Origin of the sequence: Sulfitobacter sp. F26169L (genome assembly GCF_026410285.1) — a bacterium.
In the GTDB taxonomy this organism is placed as follows: domain Bacteria; phylum Pseudomonadota; class Alphaproteobacteria; order Rhodobacterales; family Rhodobacteraceae; genus Sulfitobacter.
The window spans coordinates 43855-66132 of sequence record NZ_JAPMLP010000003.1 but is presented as its reverse complement, the minus strand read 5'-3'; the positions used below and the strand labels follow the sequence as shown (position 1 = coordinate 66132).

At 58.0% G+C, this 22278-nt stretch carries 23 protein-coding genes and 1 tRNA gene; 11 read left to right on the top strand and 13 right to left on the bottom strand.

What is annotated here, in order from left to right; translation table 11 throughout:
- Window positions 1–61 precede the first annotated feature (61 nt).
- The 6 genes from argS (at window position 62) to OS189_RS07080 (ending at window position 5639) form a co-directional block, all read left to right on the top strand.
- On the top strand, window positions 62–1807 hold the full coding sequence (gene argS / locus OS189_RS07105; RefSeq protein ID WP_267166604.1) for an arginine--tRNA ligase: 1746 nt from the start codon (window positions 62–64) through the stop codon (window positions 1805–1807).
- 73 nt (window positions 1808–1880) lie between these two features.
- Entirely contained in the window at window positions 1881–2852 is a 972-nt protein-coding gene (locus OS189_RS07100) for an SPOR domain-containing protein (protein WP_267166603.1), read from the top strand.
- Complete coding sequence (gene nagZ, locus OS189_RS07095; protein WP_267166602.1) at window positions 2849–3868, top strand: beta-N-acetylhexosaminidase; 1020 nt, start codon at window positions 2849–2851, stop codon at window positions 3866–3868. Before OS189_RS07100 ends, nagZ begins: the two co-directional genes overlap by 4 nt.
- Entirely contained in the window at window positions 3861–4643 is a 783-nt protein-coding gene (locus OS189_RS07090; protein ID WP_267166601.1) for a segregation and condensation protein A, read from the top strand. Before nagZ ends, OS189_RS07090 begins: the two co-directional genes overlap by 8 nt.
- Before the next feature lie 4 nt (window positions 4644–4647).
- A complete protein-coding gene (gene scpB / locus OS189_RS07085; protein ID WP_267166600.1) occupies window positions 4648–5304 on the top strand; it encodes an SMC-Scp complex subunit ScpB in 657 nt (218 codons plus the stop codon).
- A gap of 62 nt (window positions 5305–5366) precedes the next feature.
- Window positions 5367–5639: a hypothetical protein gene (locus tag OS189_RS07080; protein WP_267166599.1), complete on the top strand. Its 273-nt coding sequence runs from the start codon at window positions 5367–5369 to the stop codon at window positions 5637–5639.
- A 66-nt stretch (window positions 5640–5705) separates the two neighbouring features.
- Here the strand turns inward: OS189_RS07080 and OS189_RS07075 are convergent, their stop codons facing one another.
- From OS189_RS07075 to OS189_RS07040, 8 genes are all read right to left on the bottom strand, one after another.
- On the bottom strand, window positions 5706–6782 hold the full coding sequence (locus tag OS189_RS07075; protein ID WP_267166598.1) for a 2'-deoxycytidine 5'-triphosphate deaminase: 1077 nt from the start codon (window positions 6780–6782) through the stop codon (window positions 5706–5708).
- A gap of 79 nt (window positions 6783–6861) precedes the next feature.
- A tRNA-Pro gene (locus OS189_RS07070) sits at window positions 6862–6938 on the bottom strand.
- A gap of 67 nt (window positions 6939–7005) precedes the next feature.
- Entirely contained in the window at window positions 7006–8655 is a 1650-nt protein-coding gene (locus OS189_RS18700) for a MerR family transcriptional regulator (protein ID WP_267166597.1), read from the bottom strand.
- A gap of 4 nt (window positions 8656–8659) precedes the next feature.
- Window positions 8660–8962, bottom strand: coding sequence for an integration host factor subunit alpha (ihfA, locus tag OS189_RS07060; RefSeq protein WP_260000780.1), 303 nt, complete (start codon window positions 8960–8962; stop codon window positions 8660–8662).
- A gap of 96 nt (window positions 8963–9058) precedes the next feature.
- Window positions 9059–10030: a beta-ketoacyl-ACP synthase III gene (locus OS189_RS07055; protein ID WP_267166596.1), complete on the bottom strand. Its 972-nt coding sequence runs from the start codon at window positions 10028–10030 to the stop codon at window positions 9059–9061.
- Entirely contained in the window at window positions 10027–11103 is a 1077-nt protein-coding gene (gene plsX / locus OS189_RS07050; RefSeq protein WP_267166595.1) for a phosphate acyltransferase PlsX, read from the bottom strand. Before plsX ends, OS189_RS07055 begins: the two co-directional genes overlap by 4 nt.
- A 39-nt stretch (window positions 11104–11142) precedes the next feature.
- Window positions 11143–11349 carry a 50S ribosomal protein L32 gene (gene rpmF / locus OS189_RS07045; protein ID WP_267167002.1) on the bottom strand — a complete coding sequence of 69 codons (207 nt, stop codon included), beginning with the start codon at window positions 11347–11349 and terminating at the stop codon, window positions 11143–11145.
- Window positions 11350–11552: 203 nt separating this feature from the next.
- Complete coding sequence (locus OS189_RS07040; protein WP_267166594.1) at window positions 11553–12107, bottom strand: YceD family protein; 555 nt, start codon at window positions 12105–12107, stop codon at window positions 11553–11555.
- 98 nt (window positions 12108–12205) lie between these two features.
- Between OS189_RS07040 and OS189_RS07035 the strand changes: the two genes are divergently transcribed.
- The 3 genes from OS189_RS07035 to OS189_RS07025 all read left to right on the top strand — a co-directional run bounded on the left by OS189_RS07035 (window position 12206) and on the right by OS189_RS07025 (window position 15292).
- Complete coding sequence (locus OS189_RS07035) at window positions 12206–12661, top strand: outer membrane protein assembly factor BamE (RefSeq protein ID WP_267167001.1); 456 nt, start codon at window positions 12206–12208, stop codon at window positions 12659–12661.
- Between the two features lie 64 nt (window positions 12662–12725).
- Window positions 12726–13448 (top strand): GNAT family N-acetyltransferase, encoded by a 723-nt coding sequence (locus OS189_RS07030; protein WP_267167000.1) that lies wholly within the window; start codon window positions 12726–12728, stop codon window positions 13446–13448.
- 35 nt (window positions 13449–13483) lie between these two features.
- Window positions 13484–15292, top strand: a complete 1809-nt coding sequence (locus OS189_RS07025; protein ID WP_267166593.1) for an ABC-F family ATP-binding cassette domain-containing protein — start codon at window positions 13484–13486, stop codon at window positions 15290–15292.
- A 51-nt stretch (window positions 15293–15343) separates the two neighbouring features.
- On the opposite strand, the gene OS189_RS07020 is transcribed toward OS189_RS07025, so the two are convergent.
- The 3 genes from OS189_RS07020 to tyrS all read right to left on the bottom strand — a co-directional run bounded on the left by OS189_RS07020 (window position 15344) and on the right by tyrS (window position 18261).
- Window positions 15344–16099, bottom strand: coding sequence for a 3-hydroxyacyl-CoA dehydrogenase (locus OS189_RS07020; RefSeq protein ID WP_267166592.1), 756 nt, complete (start codon window positions 16097–16099; stop codon window positions 15344–15346).
- Between the two features lie 36 nt (window positions 16100–16135).
- On the bottom strand, window positions 16136–16921 hold the full coding sequence (locus tag OS189_RS07015; protein ID WP_267166591.1) for a GNAT family N-acetyltransferase: 786 nt from the start codon (window positions 16919–16921) through the stop codon (window positions 16136–16138).
- An 89-nt stretch (window positions 16922–17010) separates the two neighbouring features.
- On the bottom strand, window positions 17011–18261 hold the full coding sequence (tyrS, locus tag OS189_RS07010) for a tyrosine--tRNA ligase (RefSeq protein ID WP_267166590.1): 1251 nt from the start codon (window positions 18259–18261) through the stop codon (window positions 17011–17013).
- A gap of 69 nt (window positions 18262–18330) precedes the next feature.
- Between tyrS and OS189_RS07005 the strand changes: the two genes are divergently transcribed.
- Window positions 18331–19458, top strand: a complete 1128-nt coding sequence (locus OS189_RS07005; RefSeq protein ID WP_267166589.1) for an anhydro-N-acetylmuramic acid kinase — start codon at window positions 18331–18333, stop codon at window positions 19456–19458.
- A gap of 363 nt (window positions 19459–19821) precedes the next feature.
- Here the strand turns inward: OS189_RS07005 and OS189_RS07000 are convergent, their stop codons facing one another.
- Entirely contained in the window at window positions 19822–20334 is a 513-nt protein-coding gene (locus tag OS189_RS07000) for a GNAT family N-acetyltransferase (protein WP_267166588.1), read from the bottom strand.
- Between the two features lie 180 nt (window positions 20335–20514).
- On the opposite strand from OS189_RS07000, the gene OS189_RS06995 reads away from it, so the two are divergent.
- On the top strand, window positions 20515–20943 hold the full coding sequence (locus OS189_RS06995) for a PRC-barrel domain-containing protein (RefSeq protein ID WP_267166587.1): 429 nt from the start codon (window positions 20515–20517) through the stop codon (window positions 20941–20943).
- A gap of 47 nt (window positions 20944–20990) precedes the next feature.
- On the opposite strand, the gene eno is transcribed toward OS189_RS06995, so the two are convergent.
- Window positions 20991–22265: a phosphopyruvate hydratase gene (gene eno / locus OS189_RS06990; protein ID WP_267166586.1), complete on the bottom strand. Its 1275-nt coding sequence runs from the start codon at window positions 22263–22265 to the stop codon at window positions 20991–20993.
- Window positions 22266–22278 lie beyond the last annotated feature (13 nt).

Here is a 22278-nt window from a genome sequence, read left to right as displayed (position 1 = left end):
GCCGCGTTCAAGTGGTAAATGAAAGCCAATTAAATCACCCAAAACCGTCGAAAGCCCTGACATGAACTTATTTGCCGATATCCGTACTCTTGTGGTCAGCGCGCTGGACGCAATGGTTGCCGCTGGTGATTTGCCTGCGGGCCTGTCCACCGATAACGTCACCACAGAGCCGCCGCGCGATCCCGCGCACGGTGATATGGCAACCAACGCGGCGATGGTGTTGGCCAAACCCGCAGGAATGAAGCCGCGCGACATCGCGGAAAAGCTGGCGGCACATCTCGCAGATGATCCACGGATAACATCCGCTGATGTAGCCGGGCCGGGGTTTTTGAACCTACGCCTTGCGCCTTCTGTCTGGCAGAATGTTGCGCTCGACGTGCTGAACTCTGGCACGGATTATGGCCGTGGTGATCTGGGTGCGGGAAAATCGGTTAACGTCGAATATGTCTCGGCCAACCCGACTGGCCCTTTGCATGTGGGTCACACCCGCGGCGCGGTTTTTGGGGATGCGCTTGCATCACTGCTGGAATTCGCAGGCTGGGACGTGACGCGCGAATATGTAATCAACGATGGCGGCAACCAGATCGATGCTTTGGCCCGCTCGGTCTACCTGCGCTATCAAGAGGCGCACGGTCAGGATGTGGCCTTCCCCGATGGCACCTATCCGGGAGATTACCTGATACCGGTTGGTGAAAAGCTGAAAGACGAAGTCGGAGACAAATACCTGGGCCAGCCCGAAGAGGTCTGGCTTGAACCGATCCGCAATTTTGCGACCGACGAAATGATGGACCTGATCCGCGCCGATCTTGCGCAGCTTGGCGTCAAGATGGACCGCTTCTTTTCCGAAAAGTCGCTTTACAACACCGGCAAGATCGAAGCCTGCCTGAAAAAGCTGGACGATATGGGCCTGATCTATCGTGGCACGCTCGAGCCGCCAAAGGGCAAGCTGCCCGATGATTGGGAGGCGCGCGAGCAAACCTTGTTCAAATCCACCGAGTTCGGCGATGATCAGGACCGCCCGATCCAGAAAAACGATGGCGCGTGGACATATTTTGCGCCCGATATCGCCTATCACAACGACAAGGTCGAGCGCGGCTATGATGCGCTGATCAACGTGTTCGGCGCGGATCACGGCGGCTATGTCAAGCGGATGAAGGCCGCGGTGCATGCGTTGTCGGGGGGGAAGGTGCCGCTGGATATCAAATTAACGCAGCTCGTTAAGTTGTTCAAAAACGGCGAAGAATTCAAAATGTCCAAACGGGCGGGTAACTTTGTCACCCTGCGCGATCTGATTGACGAGGTCGGCAGCGATGTCACCCGTTTTGTCATGCTAACGCGCAAAAACGATGCGCCGCTGGATTTCGACTTTGACAAAGTGATGGAGCAATCGCGCGACAACCCTGTGTTCTACGTTCAATATGCACATGCGCGTGTGGCGTCGGTCATGCGTAAAGCTGCCGATGCCGGTATCGACGTCAGCGAAGCTGCGCTGAAGGCGGCGGACCTGTCAAAGCTGGATCACACCGCCGAGCTTGCCTTGCTGCGCAAGGTCGCCGAATGGCCCCGTCTGGTCGAAACAGCAGCGCGCACCAACGAACCCCACCGCATCGCCTTTTATCTCTATGAACTGGCCGGCGATTTGCACGGGTTCTGGAATCTCGGCAATGCCGAAACAGGCCTGCGGTTCATCCAGGAGGACGATCCTGCAACATCACAGGCGAAAATTGCGCTTGCGCGGTCTGTTGCGATTGTAATTGCAGCGGGCTTGGGTATCCTTGGCGTAACACCTGCGGAAGAGATGCGTTAAGCAACCCCGCAAGGGTGCAGGCAACTGGAATATGATCCGCGCGGCATTGTATCGCGCGGGCAGAGAGGCAAAAATGGCAGATTACACACAAAACCCTCAGGAGGGGTTTGCAGGGCATCAACATCCCGAATATGCGGTTTCGTCGCGTGGATCGCTGGGCAAGCTGACCAATCTGATGGGGGCTGCGGTATCGCTTGTGCTTGTGGTTGGTGTGGGCGTCTGGGGGTACAAACTGCTGGTGCGTGATGTTACCGGTATTCCCGTTGTACGCGCCGCCCAAGGTGAAATGCGCGCGCGCCCCGAAGATCCGGGCGGGCAGCTTGCGCAGCATCAGGGGCTATCGGTTAATACCGTGGCGGCAATCGGATCGTCAGAAGCATTGGCCGAAGAACTGCGCCTTGCCCCGCAGCCCACGGATCTGGACGACGAAGACCAGCCGATGCCGGAAATCGAAGATGCCGCCGCTGCGCCTGCCGTCACACCACAATCTACCCAGCCGGATGAACAAGACTTTGCCGAAGCGCTTGAATCGGGTTCGGTGGACAGCATTGTTGCGCAACTGACCAACGGCGTTGCGCCGCTGGAACCGATGGAAGATGAGAGTGTTCCTGTGCTGGCGTCTGTCGATACACAAGACATGGCTGACATGTTCGACGGGGACGGTATGCGCATTTCACTGCGCCCGACAGTACGGCCAAAACGCGCTGTCGCAACCGCCGCCTCTGCCGCAGTAGCACCCGTTGTCGGGGCCGCCAGCACAACCTCGCTTGATCTGGATGCGGCAAGCCTGCCCGCTGGCACGCGTCTGGTGCAGTTGGGAGCGTTTGACACACCCGAAATCGCGCGCGCCCAATGGGGCAAGCTGAACGCGCGCTTTGCTCCGTTTATGGAAGGCAAGCAGCGCATTGTGATGGAGGCGAAGTCCGGCGGGCGGACCTTCTACCGCCTGCGCGCGCACGGATTTGAAGACATCGGCGATGCGCGCCGGTTCTGTTCGGCGCTGGTTGCGGAAAGCGTGGATTGCATCCCGGTGGTGACACGGTGAGCACTGCATCAGCGCGTTTCGGCGCAACTATCCTTGATGCGGCAGGCCACCGCCTGACGGTCGATGAAACAGCATTGTTCCGCGATGCGAACCCGTTCGGCTTTATCCTTTTTGCGCGCAACATCGATACCCCTGATCAGGTACGCGCGCTGTGCGATAATTTGCGCAACGCTGTCGGGCGCAATGCACCCATCACGATCGATCAGGAAGGCGGGCGTGTGCAACGTCTGCGCGCCCCGACCTGGCGCGAATGGTTGCCACCGATGGATTTTGTGCAAGCTGCAGGTGATAACGCCGCCAAAGCAATGTATATCCGTTTCCGTCTGATCGCGCACGAACTTTACGCCTTGGGCATCGATAGCAATTGCGCCCCGATGGTCGATGTGCCCTGTGCCGACACCCATGAATTTTTGCTAAACCGCTGCTATGGTCAGACCGCGCAACAGGTTGCGTTGATGGGGCAGGCGGCGAATGACGGTATGCTGGCAGGCGGCGTATTGCCCGTGATCAAACATATTCCCGGACATGGCCGCGCAACCGCCGACAGCCACTTCGAACTTCCCCGCGTCTCTGCCAGCCGCGATGATCTGGAGCGCGTCGATTTTGCACCCTTCAAGGCATTGCGGGACACACCAATGGGAATGACAGCGCATGTTGTCTATGACGCTATTGATCCAAGTCCGGCAACGCTCTCGCGCCCGATGATGCAGGTGATCCGAGAGGACATCGGGTTTGACAACCTGATTATGACCGATGACATCTCGATGAAAGCGCTATCCGGTTCGCTGACCGATCTAAGCAAAGCTGCATTGGCAGCAGGGTGCGATGTGATCCTGCATTGCAACGGCACACTGGCCGAGCGGGGCGAGGTGGCCACTGCCGCAGGAGAAATGTCGGAGCCAGCACAGCGGCGCGCATTGCGTGCGCTCAGCTATCGCCAGACCCCCGATGACATTGACATTCCCGCCCTTGAAGCGCAGCTTAAGACGCTGTTGGGCGAGGGTGTGAATGGCTGACAACATTTTCGAGGAAGACAGCACAGCAGTTGCCGACAGGCTGGCCGCCGAAGCGCTGATCGTGGATGTCGAAGGCTTTGAGGGGCCGCTTGATCTGCTGCTTACGCTCAGCCGCACGCAAAAAGTTGACTTGCGCCGCGTATCGGTGTTGCAACTCGCGCGGCAATACCTCGCGTTTGTTGAAAAAGCCAAAGAACTGCGGCTGGAACTGGCGGCGGATTATCTGGTCATGGCCGCTTGGCTCGCCTTTTTGAAATCGCGCCTTCTTCTGCCTCCAGACCCTTCCGAAGAAGGCCCATCGGGAGAAGAACTCGCCGCGCATCTGGCTTTTCAGCTTGAACGCCTGTCTGCCATGCGAGACGTCGCCGCGCGTCTGATGGCGCGCGACCAGCTGGGGCGTGATTTCTTTGCACGCGGCCAGACCCAAATGGTCGAGCGTGTGCGCCGTGTGACCTATACGGCCACTTTGCTGGACCTGATGCAGGGCTATGCCCGTATCCGCACCCGTGATGAATTCCGACCGTTTGTGATGGATCGTGAATCGGTCTTCACAATGGAACAGGCCCTTGAGCGGATGCGGGGCCTGATGGGCTATGCAGGCGACTGGGGAGATCTGATGAGCTATCTGCCCGAAGGATGGGAAAGCGATCCGGTCAAGCGGCGCTCGGCCACGGCCGCGACATTCGCCGCCTCCCTTGAACTGGTTAAAGAGGGGCACATGGAAATCCGCCAAAGCGAAAGCTTCGCACCTATCCAGCTGCGCAAAAGGACCTAAGCCTATGTCGACAGATACCGATCCCGCAGAAGAAAGCCTGTTTGCAGCGCCGCCGATGGAAGAGCAGGAGCGCATGATCGAAGCGATCCTCTTCGCCAGCGCCGAACCGGTAACGCTCAAAGACCTCGAAAGCCGAATGCCGCACGGCTGCGATGCAGCAGAAGCAATGGTACACCTGCGACGCCGCTACGACGGGCGCGGCGTTCAGGTCATGAAAATCGGCGATGCCTACGCCCTGCGCACGGCCGTCGATCTGGGCTACCTGATGCAAAAAGAAACCGTCGAGGTGCGCAAACTCAGCCGGGCTGCCATCGAAACCCTTGCGATCATCGCTTACCACCAGCCGGTGACACGCGCAGAAATCGAGGAGATCCGTGGCGTTTCCGTGTCACGCGGCACGGTTGACCAGTTGCTGGAGCTTGAATGGATCCGCCTTGGCCGCCGCAAAATGACACCGGGGCGGCCTGTGACTTTTGTTGTTACAGAAGGTTTCCTCGATCACTTCGGCCTTGAAAATGCCCGTGATTTACCGGGCCTAAAGGAACTGCGTTCTGCCGGCCTGCTTGAAAACAGACCGCCGCCAAGCCTGCTACCTCAAGTCGGAGACGGCGAGGACGAACCAGAAAGCAGCGAAGGTCAAAGTGAACTTTTTGAGGACTAAACCTCAAAAATGCCGTAGTTATCGCTATATTGTAGTCAACGCCTAACTCCGAGGAGAGCAAAATGAACCAGATTTTCAACATGGTCATGCGAATTGTTATGCGCAAAATGCTCAACAAAGGCATCGACGCAGGTTTTAACAAAGCGGCATCCATGCGCGGTGGCCGCAAACAACAGCAACCGCAGGGTGAAATTGACGATTTCGGTAATCCGGTGCAGTCAGGCCCAAGCCAACAGGAAGTGCGCGCTGCCCGTCGCGCCAGACGTCAGGGCGGCCAGAGCGCGCAACAAACCAAACAGGCCATGAAAATGCTCCGCCGTTCAGGTAAATTCTAAACTATTTCTTTTGGCTGAAAATATCCCGGGGGAGTCCGAAGGACGGGGGCTGGCCCCCAATTGTGCCTAGGGCGCTTTGAAGTGCTTTGACAGCTTAAGCCCTTGCCCCTGATAATTTGACGCAATTCCCGCACCATAGAGCTGGGTCGGCGCTTCACTCATTTTCTCGTAAACCAACCGGCCCACAACCTGACCATGCTCCAGCACGAATGGCGCTTCATGACAGCGCACTTCCAGAACACCCCGTGATCCGGCCCCACCAGCAGCGTCATAGCCGAAACCGGGATCGAAAAAGCCGGCGTAATGTACTCGAAACTCGCCAACCATTGCCAGATAGGGGGCCATTTCTGCAGCATACTCCGGCGGAATTGTTACGGCTTCACGGCTAACCAGAATATAGAATGCACCGGGGTCCAGAATAATCTGACCGTTTTCGGTGTGTACCTCTTCCCAATACTCCGCGGGCGCGTAATGTCCGATCCGGTCAAGATCAATCACGCCAGTATGGGGTTTTGCGCGGTAGCCGACCAGTGTTGTATCTTTCAGCTTCAGATCAACAGAGAATCCAAGCCCGTCGTCAATGACGGCTTCACCGTCCACCAGCGGCGTGCGGGCATGAAGCGCGCGCAGATCGGTATCGCTCAGCGCTGTGCTTCCACTGCCAAATCTGATTTGGTTCAGCCGCATTCCCGGACGCACCAGAACAGAGAACGAGCGGGGACAGATTTCGGCATAAAGAGGCCCGTGATACCCAGCGCCGATCCGGTCGAATTCGGTGCCGCCATCGGTGATCGTGCGGGTCAGCAGGTCCAGACGTCCGGTCGAGCTTTTTGCGTTGGCAACCGCACTTATGCCTTCGGGTAGGGCCAGATGCTCCATTAACGGCACAACATAAACCGCCCCTTTTTCCAGCACCGCTCCTTGTGTCAGGTCAACGCGGTGCATTTCGAACTCTTCAAGCCTGTTGGCAACCTTGGCACTGTGACCCGCAAGGAAAGATGCGCGCACGCGGTAGGCGATATTCCCCAGCCTCAGATCAAGACTGGCGGGCTGTATCTGTGCGCCGTCCACGGAGGGCTCAGCCGTAATTTCGCCTCTGGCAATCATCTGTTCAAGCTGCTGGTTGGGAATTACGCCGGGCATGAAGCGTCCTTTTGATATTCTGTCTCTTGATGCACAAAACGCCCGCACCTGACAGGATGCGAGCGTTTTGTGTATGTCGTGGTCGGGCTAGCAGGACTCGAACCTGCGACCTTCCGTCCCCCAGACGGACGCGCTACCAGGCTGCGCCATAGCCCGACATGGGGCTGTTCATACCGCATAAACGGGGCGGCGCAAGAGGCAATTGCCGCATTTGGTACAGCGTTCAGGATTTTGGCTGTTGGTTGCTGCGCCGTGCCGCCATCTGATCACGCAGGACGCCGAGTTGAGCCAGAAGTGGGCGCATTTTCTCTGCTGTCGTCCGGTCCAGCCTGCGGGTGCGACAGGCGCTCGTGAGGGCGGCGGGAGTGGCGTGAATGTCTGCTTCTGCGCTGACGTCAGGCATGCCGATGTCGCGGGCTTTTGGCGCGTGCACTTCCGGCTCTGGTGCTTCCTCAGGCTGGGGGGATTGCACGGGCTCTGTTTTGTCCGGCGAAACTTCCGAAGACGCTGGTGTCGCTATGTCTTGCGTCGAATTGCGCAGGAATGAGGGCAGGGGCGACATGGCCTCAATCGCCGGTTCGCCTTCACCTGCTTCATCGGCCTTGTTGGCAGGAGCTTCTCTGGTCTGATCCGCGAACAGACCTTTCCTGATATCTTCCGATTCGTCAGAGTTCTCCGATCCCTCCGCGAGGACGGGTTGATCCGGTTCCGGCGCGGTATCAGCCACCGTTTCAGTGTCGGAAGGTTCTGCATCAACGGGCGTTTGCGCATCTACCTGTTCAGCGGACGCGGTCACACTTTCCCGTGCGCTGCCCGTGGTTGTCTTTGGCGCCTCTGCCTTGGCGTTTACTGTATCTGCGTTTTCAGCAACAGGAATATCGTCGGCGGCAGATATCTCGCCCGCTTCATCCGCTACATCCGCGTCGGTGCCATCTGATAAATCAGCAGTTTCCGGCTCAGTTTGCTCAGAAGGTACTGGTTTCGGCTCAGACGATTCGCCTGTTTGGACGGGACCATCTGTGGAGGCCATCTCTTCGATTGCAGACGTTTTGTCTGGATTACGTTCGACGGCTTCGCCTTTGTTGCCCGCTGCTTCGGCTGTATGCGTTTCTTCTGCGGTAGGTTCATCTGTCTGCGTAACTGCGTCCGCGGCAGAGGGCTCTTCTGTAACAGACATGCTCTCGGGCTCGTTCGAAACTGCCTCACTTTCCAAAGCATCGGCGGTTACAGCTTCGGTTACTTCGAGTGCAACTTCTTCAACCTGCGTCGGCTCGTCAGTTTGCGGAGCTATTCCAAGGTCAGACGATTCGTCTGTTGCCGACGATGTAGCGCCTGCTGACTTGCTCACTGCTTCTTCGACATTACCCGGTGTATCCGCGGAGTGGGTATTTTCTGTTTCCGTTAGTTCCGGTTCGCCAGCTAGTGTCGGTTCATCCTTAACGGTCGTATCAACAGCCGCAACTTCAGACGCTATGTCCTGCGGTTTGGCATCTCTAGGCGCTTCGAAAGGCAAGACCACTGCTTCCGGCTCCACCTTGGGTTCCGGTTTTGGTGCGGTAGCCGGAGTCCCGGCGGCAACCGGATCAATGTCGGCATCCTCCAGCGGTGTCGACATGGCCGCAACGTGGCTCATCCCTTCTTCGCGCAGCAGCTTTTGCACGCCCTTAATCGTCAGGCCGTCATCGTGCAGCAGCTTTTTGATGCCGCCCAGCAACAGCATATCCGCAGGGCGGTAATAGCGCCGCCCGCCCGCGCGTTTGATCGGTTTCACTTGTGTGAATTTACTTTCCCAGAACCGCAGAACATGGGCTTGGATGCCAAGCCAGTCTGCGACCTCTGAAATCGTTCGGAATGCGTCGGGCGATTTGGACATCAGATCAAGACTTGTTGCCGTCCGCGACACGGTCTTTCATCAGATGCGAGGGGCGAAACGTAAGCACGCGGCGCGGATTGATCGGCACTTCCTCACCGGTTTTAGGGTTGCGGCCGATGCGCGCTGATTTATCGCGTACAGAAAATGTGCCGAAAGACGAAATTTTTACCTGCTCGCCACGTACCAGCGCATCAGACATTTCTTCCAGTACTGTTTCGACCAATTGCGCGCTTTCATTGCGCGACAGGCCGACTTCGCGGAACACTGCTTCGCTCAAATCCATGCGTGTCAATGTGTTGCTTGTCATATTATTCTCCCCCTAGTGTGGTGCGACATTGGCCAGATTGACGGTTCAAGTCAACAACTTCGCGTATCGCGCGCAGGTTGTAGGCGGTTGCTGCGCTTACCAGCGCAGCACAACTGCACCCCACGCCAGACCGCCACCAATCGCTTCGGTGACCAATAGATCGCCCTGTTTGATCTGGCCACGTGCCACACCGACGGACAGGGCAAGCGGAATGGACGCGGCGGATGTGTTGCCGTGATCCTGTACGGTGACAACAACCTTATCCATCGGCAGGCCCAGCTTTTTCGCGGTTCCCTGAATAATTCTGATATTTGCCTGATGCGGCACGATCCAGTCTACATCCGCACTGTCTACGCCTGCCCTTGCCATGGCGGTGGTAGCTGTTTTGCTCAGCTTTTCGACAGCATGGCGGAATACCTGATTGCCCTGCATCCGCAGATAACCTGTTGTCCCGGTAGAACTGCCACCGTCGACATACAAAAGGTCGCGGTGCGTGCCGTCCGAATTCAGGTCGGTCGAGAGGATGCCGCGATCCGCCGAGGTGCCGTTGCCATCCTGCGCTTCAAGCAGCAGCGCACCAGCGCCATCGCCGAACAATACGCATGTGCTGCGGTCGCTCCAGTCCATGATGCGGCTGAATGTTTCCGCGCCGATCACCAGAACGCGGCGCGCCTGACCCGACACAATCAGCGCGTTCGCATTTGACAGCGCAAAGACAAAACCGGCGCAAACCGCTTGAATATCAAAGGCAAAGCCGCGCGTCATACCGAGTTCGGCCTGCACCATCGTGGCCGCGGAAGGAAAAGTCAGATCAGCGGTAGAGGTCGCTACAACCAGAGCATCGACATCATCGGCCTGCAGGCCCGCCATATCCAGCGCCGCTTGTGCTGCGGCTGTTGCCATGCTCGATGTGGTTTCACCTTCACCGGCGAAATGGCGCCGCTCAATACCGGAGCGGGCGCGGATCCACTCATCGTTTGTCTCAAGGCTTGCCTCGAACTCGGCGTTTTCGACAACACGGGTGGGCAGGTAATGGCCAACCCCTTTTACAACGGCGCGCACGGTCATTCCGGTTCTGCCTCCTCGGTGGGCAAGGCGGCAGCGACGCGCGCCGCCAGCTTGTCATTGAATCCGTTTTCGGCCAGTTGCGCAGCCAGTTTTATGGCGGCGGAAATGCCCGTGGCATCGGCTGAGCCGTGTGATTTTACAACAGTGCCGTTCAGCCCCAGAAAGACGCCGCCATTCACACGGCGTGGATCAATTTTTTTCTGAAGCCGCATGAGCGAGGTATAGGCAAGCAATGAGGCTAGCTGTGACAGGACCGAGTATTTGAACGCCTCACGCAGACGCTGCCCGATCAGGCTGGCCGTGCCTTCACCGGTCTTGATCGCAACATTTCCGGTAAAACCGTCTGTTACGATGACATCTGCCTTGTTGCCGGAGATATCGCCACCTTCGACGAAGCCGACAAAGGTATAGGCGGCATCGGCCTGATGGTCGCGAATCAGATCATGCGCCTCTTTCAGTTCGGTGCGGCCCTTGTGTTCTTCGGTGCCGACATTCAGCAGGCCGATGCGCGGGGTTTTCACGTTCAAACCGTTGCGCGCATATGACATGCCCATCAGCGCATAGCGCAACAGATCATCGGCATCCGCGCGGATGTCTGCGCCGACATCCAGCATCACATTGAACCCCTGGGTGTTGGAAGAGGGGTAGAGCACGGCGATGGCGGGGCGGTTCACACCGGGCAATTTGCGAAGCCGGATCATAGACAGCGCCATCAGCGCGCCCGTGTTGCCACATGATACTGCGACGCTTGCCTCGCCGGTGCGCACAGCCTCGATCGTGGACCACATGGAGGTGTCCTTGCCGCTGCGCACCACCTGGCTGGGCTTGTCGTCCATTGTGACAACGCCAAGGGCATCGCGAATCTGCACACGGCCCCGCAGTTTGGGGTGCTTGGCGACAAGCGTCTGCAATTCAGCCTTAGGGCCGTGCAGGATAAATGAGATGTCGGGGTTCAGCTTGGCCGAGATAAGGCAACCGGCAACTACTGCTGCCGGCCCCTGATCACCCCCCATCGCATCGACCGAGATGAGGGTGCGGGCGTTCGCTGTTTTGTGATCGGTCGCGGCCGTCATCGGTTGCGAATGCCTTTAGTTGTGAATGCTCGCGGCAGCTTAAGCCGCGTCGTCGTCGAGATCAATCTCGTCCATCTGTGCGACAACTTCTTTTTCTGCGTAGTGGCCGCAGGATGCACAAATGTGGTGGGGGCGCTTCAGCTCGCCGCAGTTTGAACATTCGTTCGGGTTCGCCGCAGACAGCGAATCGTGTGCGCGGCGATTGTTGCGGCGTGATTTGGATACTTTGTTCTGCTGGACAGCCATATCAGGTGCCTTTGTATTCGGGGCCATAGCGCGCAGATCGGCTGCGTCGGGCCGTGTTTCGGATCAACTCCCGTACGGGTGTGTCGTGCGTTTAGGCAAGTGCTGCGCGCTTGTCCAACCCTATTTCGTGCAGATGCAGCAAAACACGGTGGAAATCACACAATCCAAGCCAGATTTTGCCGGTTTTGCCGACCTGTTCGGCATCACTCCTCTGAATTGTCGCCCAGTTGATTCTTCAGGGCGGCCAAACCGGCAAAAGGACGCGCATCTTCATCGGTCATAGGTTTCTTACCGGGTTCGGTCACACGTATTGTTCCTGTGGTGGCATCTTCCTTACGCGGATATTCAGGTACGGCGAGGGCCAGCGCTTCTTCCATGATCTGCGCGGGGTCAATCCAGGTGCCAAGCGGCTCTACGGTGTCGTCTTCGGGCATCTCTATCTCAGGTGCATCCGCCTCGGTATAGTCGCGGACGAATTTGCGGATGACATCGATATCAATCCGCGTGGTGACCGGCTCAAGTGTAACCACACAAGGTTGCACCACCGTGGCCCCAAGCCGCGCGACGACTCGCCAGTCCGTATCTGCGAAGGGTTCGATATGTCCCTCAAATGATAATTTGCGCAAGCCGCTCAGTTCGAGTGATTGCGCCAGTTCGGCTAGAGTTGCAGCATCGGGACGCAGTGAAAAAGGCGTTTTGCCGGACTGTGACAGGCTTGAAACGCGCAGGCCGGTTGTGCTTGGGGGCTGTGGAGACATTTGCTATGTGCTTTCGTTTCTTGAACCATGGGGCGCATTTGGTATATGCGAGATAAAAGCCAGACAGGTTAAGGGCAAGGGGCAGCACCATGGGTATTATGAATAACACAGGCGGTGTGCGGCGGGTGCTGCTTGCGGCAACGCTTGGTGGTGGTCTGCTGGCCTGTACGCCGCAGTATGTCAACCACGGCTATATCCCGCCCGCCGAAGACCTTGAACAGATTGTTGTCGGTGTGGATACGCGCGCCTCGGTCGAGGAGGCAATTGGCACACCTGCAACAGCGGGTGTGGTGAATGAAAGCGGCTTTTACTATGTACGCAGCCGCAAACGCACATTCGGCGCGCTGGCGCCCAAAGTGGTCGAGCGGGAAGTGCTGGCGATCAGTTTCGACAATGCAGGTGTTGTGCGCAACATCGAACGTTTCGGGCTTGAGCGCGGGCAGGTCGTACCGCTGGCGCGGCGTGTAACCACATCGGGCGTAGGCGACACCGGCTTCCTGCGCCAGTTGCTGGGCAATATCGGCCGCTTCAACCCTGCCGGACTGGCGGGCTGATCCTGCCCCCTTGCATCGTGGCTTGTTGGCTTCCAACACTGGTGGGCAGGGCCGCGCAATTGCCATGATATCGATGGCCAAAGGGAACTATGCCGTTCGCCCTGTGCATGGCAGCGCAGACATGCAAGCCGTTCTAGATCTGCGGGCGCAATGTTTCGGCGCGGCGAGCGGGCAGACGGACCGCTTTGATGCAGTTTCAACGCAGGTGATGGTTACGTTAGGGCAAGGCGGCGCACTGGTTGCGGCATTTCGGATGTCTATCCTGCCTGTGGCCAAAATTAACGATAGCTATGCGGCGCAATTCTATGATCTTGAAGCATTATCCACCTTTCAGGGAACTCTGCTGGAACTGGGGCGCTTTTGCATCCACCCCGATCACAAAGACCCCGACATCCTGCGCATTGCATGGGCGGCACTGACAGCATTTGTGGACGCGAATGATATCAAGTTGCTGTTCGGCTGTTCGTCATTTGCGGGCACGAAGCCTGAACCCTACCTGCATGCTTTCGGCGTGCTGAAGGCGCGACATCTGGCACCGCCACAGTGGATGCCCGAAACCAAGGCAGGTGATGTGTATCCCTATGCCGAACTGCTTACCGATCCACCCGATCTGAAGGAAGCCGCCGCAACCATGCCGCCGCTGCTGCGCACCTATCTGTTGATGGGCGGCTGGGTGAGCGATCATGCGGTCGTGGACCACACAATGAATACGCTGCATGTGTTCACCGGACTGGAGATTGATGCAATCCCGCCCGCGCGTAAAAAACTGCTTCGCGCACTTGTCTGATTGACGTTTCAACCCGCGCGCAGTAGGCGACAGACATGGCACGCGCACCCCTTCTCCAGCTCTCCGATATCGCCCTTACATTTGGCGGCGATCCTGTATTTGAAGACCTCGGTCTTGTCGTCCAGCAGGGCGACCGATTGGCATTGGTGGGGCGCAACGGCTCTGGCAAATCGACGCTAATGAAGGTCATGGCGGGCCTTGTCGAGGCGGACAGCGGTATGGTCACCGCAGGGCCGGGGGTCAGTGTCGGCTACATGGAGCAGGACCCCGACTTGACCGGGTTCGAGACATTGGGCGATTTTGCTTCACACGGTCTGGAGCCGGGGGAGTTGTACAAGGTCGAACGCGCGGGCGAAGGCCTGAAGTTTGATCCCGAACGCCCTGTTGCCACTGCATCAGGCGGCGAGCGACGGCGCGCGGCACTGGCGCGGTTGATGGCGCTTGAGCCTGAGTTGATGCTGTTGGACGAGCCGACAAACCACCTCGATATCGAAGCGATTGCATGGCTTGAGGACGAGCTGAAATCGACCCGTGCCGCCTATGTCATCATCTCTCACGACCGCGCATTCCTGAACGCGCTGACCCGTGCGACCTTGTGGATTGATCGCGGTGCTGTACGCCGCCAAGAGATCGGCTTTCAGGGGTTTGAGGCATGGCGTGATGCAATCTGGGAAGAAGAGGACATGCAGCGCCACAAGCTGAACCGCAAGATCAAGGCCGAGGCGCGGTGGGCCGTTGAGGGAATTTCAGCACGGCGCAAACGCAATCAGGGCCGTGTGCGCGCCCTGCAAGAACTGCGCGCCGAACGCGCGGGCCAGATCAAGCGGCAGGGCACCGCCGCCATGGCCCTTGAAGCCGGGCCGAAATCGGGCCGCAAAGTGATCGAAATTGATAATATATCAAAAGCTTACGGCGATAAGATCATCTTGCGTGATTTTTCGCTTACCGTTAACCGCGGTGACCGGATTGCGCTGGTGGGGCCGAACGGTGTTGGTAAAACAACGTTGCTTAACATGCTGATTGGCAAGGAAGAACCCGACAGCGGCACCGTGAAGATCGGCACCAACCTGGCGCTGGCGCTGTTTGATCAGGCACGTGCGCAGCTCGACGCAGACATGACCCTGTGGGACAGCCTGACGGGGGATCCCGACATGCGGGTTTCTGGTAAGGCAGACCAGATATTAGTGCGCGGCAACCCCAAGCACGTCGTCGGATATCTCAAGGAATTCCTTTTTGACGAAGCGCAGGCGCGCGCGCCCGTTCGCTCGCTTTCGGGCGGGGAAAAAGCGCGGTTGCTGCTGGCCAAGCTGATGGCGCGCGAAAGTAATCTGCTGGTGTTGGACGAACCGACAAACGATCTGGATGTAGAAACGCTGGACCTGTTGCAGGAATTGCTGGGCAGTTATGACGGTACGGTTATTCTGGTTAGCCACGACCGTGATTTCCTTGACCGCGTGGCCGCTACAACCATCGCCATGGAAGGTGACGGCAAAGCGACAGTCTATGCAGGCGGGTGGAGTGATTATCTCGCGCAGCGCGGGATGGAGGATTTCTCGGAAAGTGTCGTGAAATCAAAAAGCTCCGGCGCAAAGGTGCAAGCCAAAGCGAAACCACAAAGCGGCCTCAGCTTTACCGAGAAACACCGGCTTGAGGCATTGCCCGCCGAGATCGAACGGCTGGGCGCAGAAATTGCAAAACTGGAAGAACTGCTTGGCGATCCGGCATTGTTCACGGAGCAACCGGCGAAATTCCAGAAGGCCAGCGATGCGCTGGTGCAGCGGCATGAAAAGCTGGCCGATGCCGAGGAAGAATGGCTGATGCTGGAAGAAAAGGCGGAAAAGTAATTCCGCCTTTTTGGGGTGCAGGGCGGGCCAGCTTACCCGCCGTGCAGGTGATCAGCGCATTCTGAGCGCACCATCGAGGCGGATCACTTCGCCGTTCAGATACCCCATTTCGACAATAAACGCCGCCAGACGGGCATATTCATTCGGGTCGCCAAGACGCGCGGGATTGGGCACTTCGGCGGCAAGGCTGTCCTGCACGTCCTGCGGCAGCCCCTTTAGCATGGGTGTGCCGAAAATTCCCGGTGCGATTGTCATCACTCGGATACCGGATTGCGCCAGATCGCGCGCCATCGGCAGCGTCATGCCCACAATACCACCTTTGGAGGCCGCATAGGCAACCTGACCCTTTTGCCCGTCATAGGCGGCAACCGAGGCGGTGTTGATGATCACACCGCGCGCGCCTTCGCCGTCGGGTTCGTTCTTTGCCATGGCGGTCGCTGCAAGACGGGCCACGTTGAAGCTGCCGGTGAGATTGATATCAATCGTTTTCTGAAACGCCGGCAACGGGTGCGCGCCATCGCGGCCCGTGGTTTTGATACCCACAGCGATACCTGCGCAGTTGACGGCCGCATTCAGGGCGCCCATCTGCTCTTGCGCCTGTGCAATCGCTGCCTCGACAGAGTCTTCGCGGGTTACGTCGGTTTCGATAAAATGCCCGCCGATCTCTTTGGCGACATCAGCACCGCGCGCGGCGTCACGGTCCAGCAGGGTTACTTTCGCGCCTTGCGCGGCAAAGTGACGGGCGGTTGCCTCGCCAAGGCCCGATGCGCCTCCGGTGATGACAGCGGCGGTGGTGGACATCTGCATTCAAAACACTCCCTATTTGAACATGTGTTCAGATAATCACGTAGGTCTGACGCGCGCAAGAGGGGACCACCGCAACCAAGTGCCGCCGGTCGGCACCACCCGCGCGCCCGCTCGGCGTTTGAAACGATCAATGGCGGGGGTGGTGAGCGGGCCGAGATCAAGGAGTGTGATCCCGTGACGGGATAAATGGCGCATTGCGCCCCACAACAGGAGGTTATGCGCGCAGGCATTACGCCCTGCATCGCTGGTATGCCCGATGTGATAGGTAGCGCGGGTGCCGTGAAGGAGAAACAGCATATGCGCCACGGGGTGACCGCGCAAGTGTGCGGTGAACAGGCTGGTTTGTGGTGGTGCAGTCTGTGCAAAAGCAGCGGTCAGCGCGCTAGGCCAGTTCTGGTAGCCGCGCGCCTTCGCTTGCTTGGCCGCCAGTGCCAGCAAAGGGTGATCCGGCGGCAATCTGCTTTGGCGGACGCGAAGATATGACTGTTCAGCGCGGCGAAGCTGGTTACGCCATTTCTGGTGCAGTGTAGCGCGCAGAACTGTTTCAGGGGGGCAAAGATCAATTTGCAACATCTTACGCTGACCCGTGATGGGCAGGGCGCGCGGCATCGGGCAAGGAGCCTCGGGAGAGAGCAGCAAGGGCAGCCGCGCAAGCCCTGCAAGCGCGAGTTGATGTGAAAGATCATCCGGCGGGTAGGCGCGTGGCAGCATGAGCACCCTAACACCCGCAAGCCGCCGCTTTAACAACACTAATCCTGAAGGCAGAACAACAGGCCGCTCACCGCAAAGGCGAAGTGCGGCGGCAAAAGCGGGGTCTTGCATCAGCGCGTGCGTTGGATGGGGAGTGCTGGCGTCAAACATGCCAACACTACGCGTGCAGCAGGGTTAAGGACGCCTTAACCCCGCTGTTATTAACCAAGCTGAATCAGTGCATGGCGCTTTTTGCCCGCAGACAGCTTAATTGGCGACGCAAGATCATTGGCAGTAATCATCATGCCCGCATCCGTAAGCGGCGCATCATCGATCCGTGCGCCGTTTTCCGCAATCAACCGCTTGGCCTCTTTGCCCGAGCCCGCAAGGCCGGATTTCACGATCAGCTGAACAACGGAAACGCCATCGCCGATCTCGTCCTGTGTCAGCACCAGTGTGGGCAGATCATCGCCAACACCGCCCTTTTCAAACACTTCGCGCGCAGTGGCTTCGGCATTTGCCGCAGCTTCGGAACCGTGCAGCAAAGCCGTAACTTCGTTGGCGAGCCGGATCTTGGCCTCGTTCACCTCGGCCCCTTGAAGCGCGCCGAGACGTTCACATTCATCGACGGGCAGTTCAGTATAGAGCTTCAGGAACCGGCCCACATCGGCGTCAGTGGTGTTGCGCCAGAACTGCCAGAATTCGTAGGGCGACAGCATGTCGCCGTTCAGCCAGATTGCCCCGCCCTGCGATTTGCCCATTTTTTTGCCGTCAGACGTGGTCAGCAGTGGCGAGGTCAGGCCGTAGACCTCGCCGTCGATCACACGGCGCGTGAGATCAATACCGTTCACAATATTGCCCCACTGATCGCTGCCCCCCATTTGCAGGATGCACCCATAGCGGCGGTGAAGCTCCATAAAATCATAGGCTTGCAGGATCATGTAGTTGAATTCAAGGAACGACAAGGACTGCTCGCGGTCCAGCCGCGATTTGACGCTTTCAAAGGCCAGCATGCGGTTGACGCTGAAATGCCGCCCGATATCGCGGAGGAAATCGAGGTAGTTCAGCCCGTCAAGCCATTCGGCATTGTTAAGCATCATCGCATCAGACGGGCCATCGCCGTAGGTCAGATATTTTGCAAAAACCTGCTGCATACCGTCGATATTCGCGTTGATCTGATCGGGTGTCAGCAAGGGGCGCTCGTCCGCGCGAAAGCTGGGGTCACCCACCTTTGTAGTGCCGCCGCCCATCAGGGTAATCGGCTTGTTACCCGACTTTTGCAGCCAGCGCAGCATCATGATGTTCAACAAGTGGCCCACATGCAGCGATTTTGCCGTGGCATCATATCCGATGTAGGCAGGCTGCGCACCTTTCAGCAGCGCCTCGTCCAGCGCCTGATAATCGGTACAATCGGCCAGATAGCCACGCTCCATCATGACTGAGATAAATTCGGATTTGGGGTGGTATGTCATGGCGCTTGCCCTCGGATCAAATTGCAGGGCATCTATAGGCGCAGTGAGGCCAAAGGAAAAGGCAAGATTATGGGCGAACCCGGCAAGAGCAGTGCCATTGCAAAGACAGGTGTCGTCACGGCGGCAGGCGCGATGTCCGGCACATCACTGGACGGGGTGGATGTGGCGGTGCTGCGCACCGACGGGCGCGACATCACCGGTTTCGGGCGCACTGCCTATCGCGATTACAGTGCGGCAGAGCGCGCGACAATTGCAGCAGGTTTCGGCCAGTGGTCCGGCGCGGCAGTAGAAGCAGCGGCAGAAACCATCGAAGCCGCCCATCTGGAGATTTTGCGCGATTTCACCGATGTTGATCTGATCGGGTTTCATGGCCAGACACTGGCCCATGCGCCGCGTTTGCAGGGCACGTTACAGGTGGGCAATGGCGCGATGCTGGCCGAAGCGCTTGGGGTGCCGGTGGTCTGGGATTTCCGCAGCGCAGATGTCGAGATGGGCGGCGAGGGCGCGCCGCTGGCGCCTTTCTTCCACCACGCCTGCGCGCGTTACATTCAGGCTGACGGGCCTGTGGCGTTTCTCAATCTTGGCGGGGTCGGAAACCTCACTTGGGTTGATCCGCGCATCGCAGAACCGCAGGCCGAAGGCGCGCTGCTGGCGTTCGACACCGGGCCCGCGAACGCACCTGTAAATGATCTGATGCAGGAGCGGCTGGGGCTTGCCTATGACAAGGACGGCGGCGTGGCACGGCGTGGCGTGGTTGAAAACGGCGCGCTGGAGCTGTTTCTGGCAGAGCCCTATTTCGCAAGAATACCGCCCAAATCACTGGACCGGAATGATTTTGCCGAAATGGTGGCGCTGGTGCGCGAGTTGTCTGACGCAGATGCAGCCGCCACGCTGACAGCGATGTGTGCTGCAGGAGTAGCAGAGGCGATGCAGCATTGCCCCAGCCCGCCCAGCCGCGTTCTGGTCACCGGGGGCGGGCGGCGCAATCCGGTGCTGATGCAGATGTTGCAGGTTTCGCTGGACTGCCCTGTTGTGCCTGTCGAAGATGTCGGACTGGACGGTGACATGCTGGAGGCGCAGGCATTTGCCTATCTGGCGGTACGGGTGGCCCGTGGGTTGCCGACATCCTGCGCAGGCACAACAGGCGTGCGTGCGGCAGTGGGCGGCGGCACGGTCAGCGTACCAAACGCGACCTGACGGAGCGCGAGCGCGCAAGACATGATTTATCCGGTGCGCGCAACCGAGGTTACGCACCGGATCAGCAGGAGGTGTCGGAAGATATCTGAAATTTAGGCCACGCCCAGCCCCGTTTGTACACGCAGACACAACACGTATCGCCAAATTGTAATGTAGGGCGGACGTCAAGCGGCCCAGTATGTTATTCGTTGCGATCAGACAGCTCGAAGGCGATTCACTATAAATCCGGCCCCCTGTCAGGTACAACAGGTGACACCGTAACTACAGCTGCAGGCACAACAGCATTCATACGGGTAGCGTTATCGACCAGCGCGGGAATGGCAAGAACGCTTTGGTCCGCGAATGCGACCATGCGTTTGCGGTTTATAATCCAGCCTCGAAAAAGATGAGGTGCGGCAAAGCTATTTCGGGGATATCCTGATAGGGGCCACGCTCAGTAAAGCCCAAGTCGGCGTAGAGTGCGCGCGCGGGAGTAAGATTGACCGAGGTGTCGAGCACAACGCGGCTGAATCCATCGGCGCGGGCCTGATCCATCAAGGCAGTGACCAATTTGCGCGCAGCACCAAGGCCCCGCGCGTCAGGGCCGACAAACAGGCGTTTAATTTCAGAGGTTTCCGGATCCAGCGCATGGGTCATCGCGCAGCCGACCGGACGACCAGCAAGCGCTGCCAAAAGGATAATACCCTGAGGGCGCGCATGTTCGACCGCAAGATTATCCATAAGGGTGGTGTATTTTGGTACGGGGTAAAACGTCTGCGTAATTTCTGCCTCAACTGGCGAAACGGAAATTAGATGAGCGCGATAATCCCAGCAGAGCTGTCTTACAGCATCCAGATCAGCAGAGGTGGTGGCAGGGCGGATTAACAATTGTGTCATGTTTGAACTCTTCGCGGAAGGTCGCTGCGTTTGTTTAGGTTGCACGATACCGGTTGTCACGGACTACTCGGGTTTTATCCAATGCTGCAGGGCAGAAAGAAATCCGGTTTCGGGGTGAACCAAACGGACGATTGGACGTTAATTCAGTGAAACCAGTGAGAAGTACAAGGAGCTTGAACGATGAAAACCCGTATTCTGGCGATGACCACCGCACTTATCGCAGCGACATCTACATTTGCCACAGCGCAAAGCACGTTAAACCCGAATGATTTGATCTCTGCTGACCAGATTGCTGATGGTGATATCTACCGTCTTGAAGTCACCTCTGAAGATCCCGCATGGATTAGTGGCGAGCCGTACACCCGCGTTGAGGCCAATTGGAACAAGGTCGGAGATATCTCCGATGTGCTGCTCGACAAAAACGGTCGGATGGTCGCGGTTCTCGTTGAAATCGGTGGATTTCTCGATATCGGGGACCGCGATGTAATTTTGCCTTTGGACAGCGTCCGCTTTACCATCGGGGAAGGTGGCGAATACCACTACGTTACAAACTTGACCGAAGAAGAATTGAACAATCTTCCAGAAGTTGACGAAGATATCTGGGATTAACTCCGCTGGGGTGGACGGTAAAGGGAGGGCAATTGCCCTCCCTTTACTTATTTCAGAATGCTGCGGCCTGCGTATTGCGCGCTTTCGCCGAGTGCTTCTTCGATACGGATCAATTGGTTGTATTTCGCCAACCGGTCCGAGCGCGCAAGCGAGCCGGTTTTGATCTGGCCACAATTAGTGGCGACTGCCAGGTCTGCAATCGTGGCATCTTCGGTTTCGCCCGAACGGTGCGACATTACATTCGTGAAACCTGCGCGGTGCGCCATGTCGACAGCTTTAAGAGTTTCCGTCAAGGTGCCGATCTGGTTGACTTTTACCAGCATTGAGTTAGCTGCGTGACGGGAGATGCCATCTGCCAGACGGGCAGGATTGGTCACAAATAGATCGTCTCCGACCAGTTGTACCTTGTCGCCGATAGCCGCGGTCAGTGCGATCCAGCCGTCCCAGTCATCCTCGTGCATGCCGTCTTCAATGCTGATGATGGGGTAGTCGTTTACCAGCGCCTTCAGGTAGTCGACGTTTTCGTCAGAAGACAATTTTTTGCCTTCGCCACCAAGGACATAAGCGCCGTCCTTGTAGTATTCCGATGCCGCGCAATCGAGAGCGAGGTGAATGTCGTCGCCCGGTTTGTATCCTGCTTTTTCAATGGATTTAAGAATGAAATCAAGAGCATCGCGGGTTGAGCTGATGTTTGGTGCAAACCCGCCTTCATCGCCAACGCCCGTTGCAAGGCCCGCATCGGAGAGCTCCTTTTTCAGTGTGTGAAACACCTCGGCACCCATGCGCACGGCATCGCGGATGTTGTCAGCCGCCACCGGCATGATCATGAATTCCTGAATGTCGATCGGGTTGTCGGCATGTTCGCCGCCGTTGATGATGTTCATCATCGGGACGGGCAGGATGCGCGCAGAAGTGCCCCCGACATAGCGATACAGCGGCTGTGTGCAGAAATCTGCAGCCGCTTTGGCGGTGGCCAGGGAAACGCCCAGAATGGCGTTTGCACCGAGGCGGGATTTATTGGCGGTGCCGTCCAGTTCGATCATCATCTCGTCAATGTCGACCTGTTCGGTCGAGTCCATGCCGATCAGCGCGTCGGCAATCTCGCCGTTTACCGCTTCGCAGGCTTCCAGGACGCCCTTGCCGAAATAGCGTGACTTGTCACCGTCGCGCTTTTCCACCGCCTCGTGCGCGCCGGTGGACGCCCCCGATGGCACTGCCGCGCGGCCCATTGTGCCGTCCTCAAGGACCACATCAACCTCGACTGTGGGGTTGCCACGGCTGTCCAGAATTTCGCGTGCGTGGATGTCGATGATGGTGCTCATGGGGCATATTCCT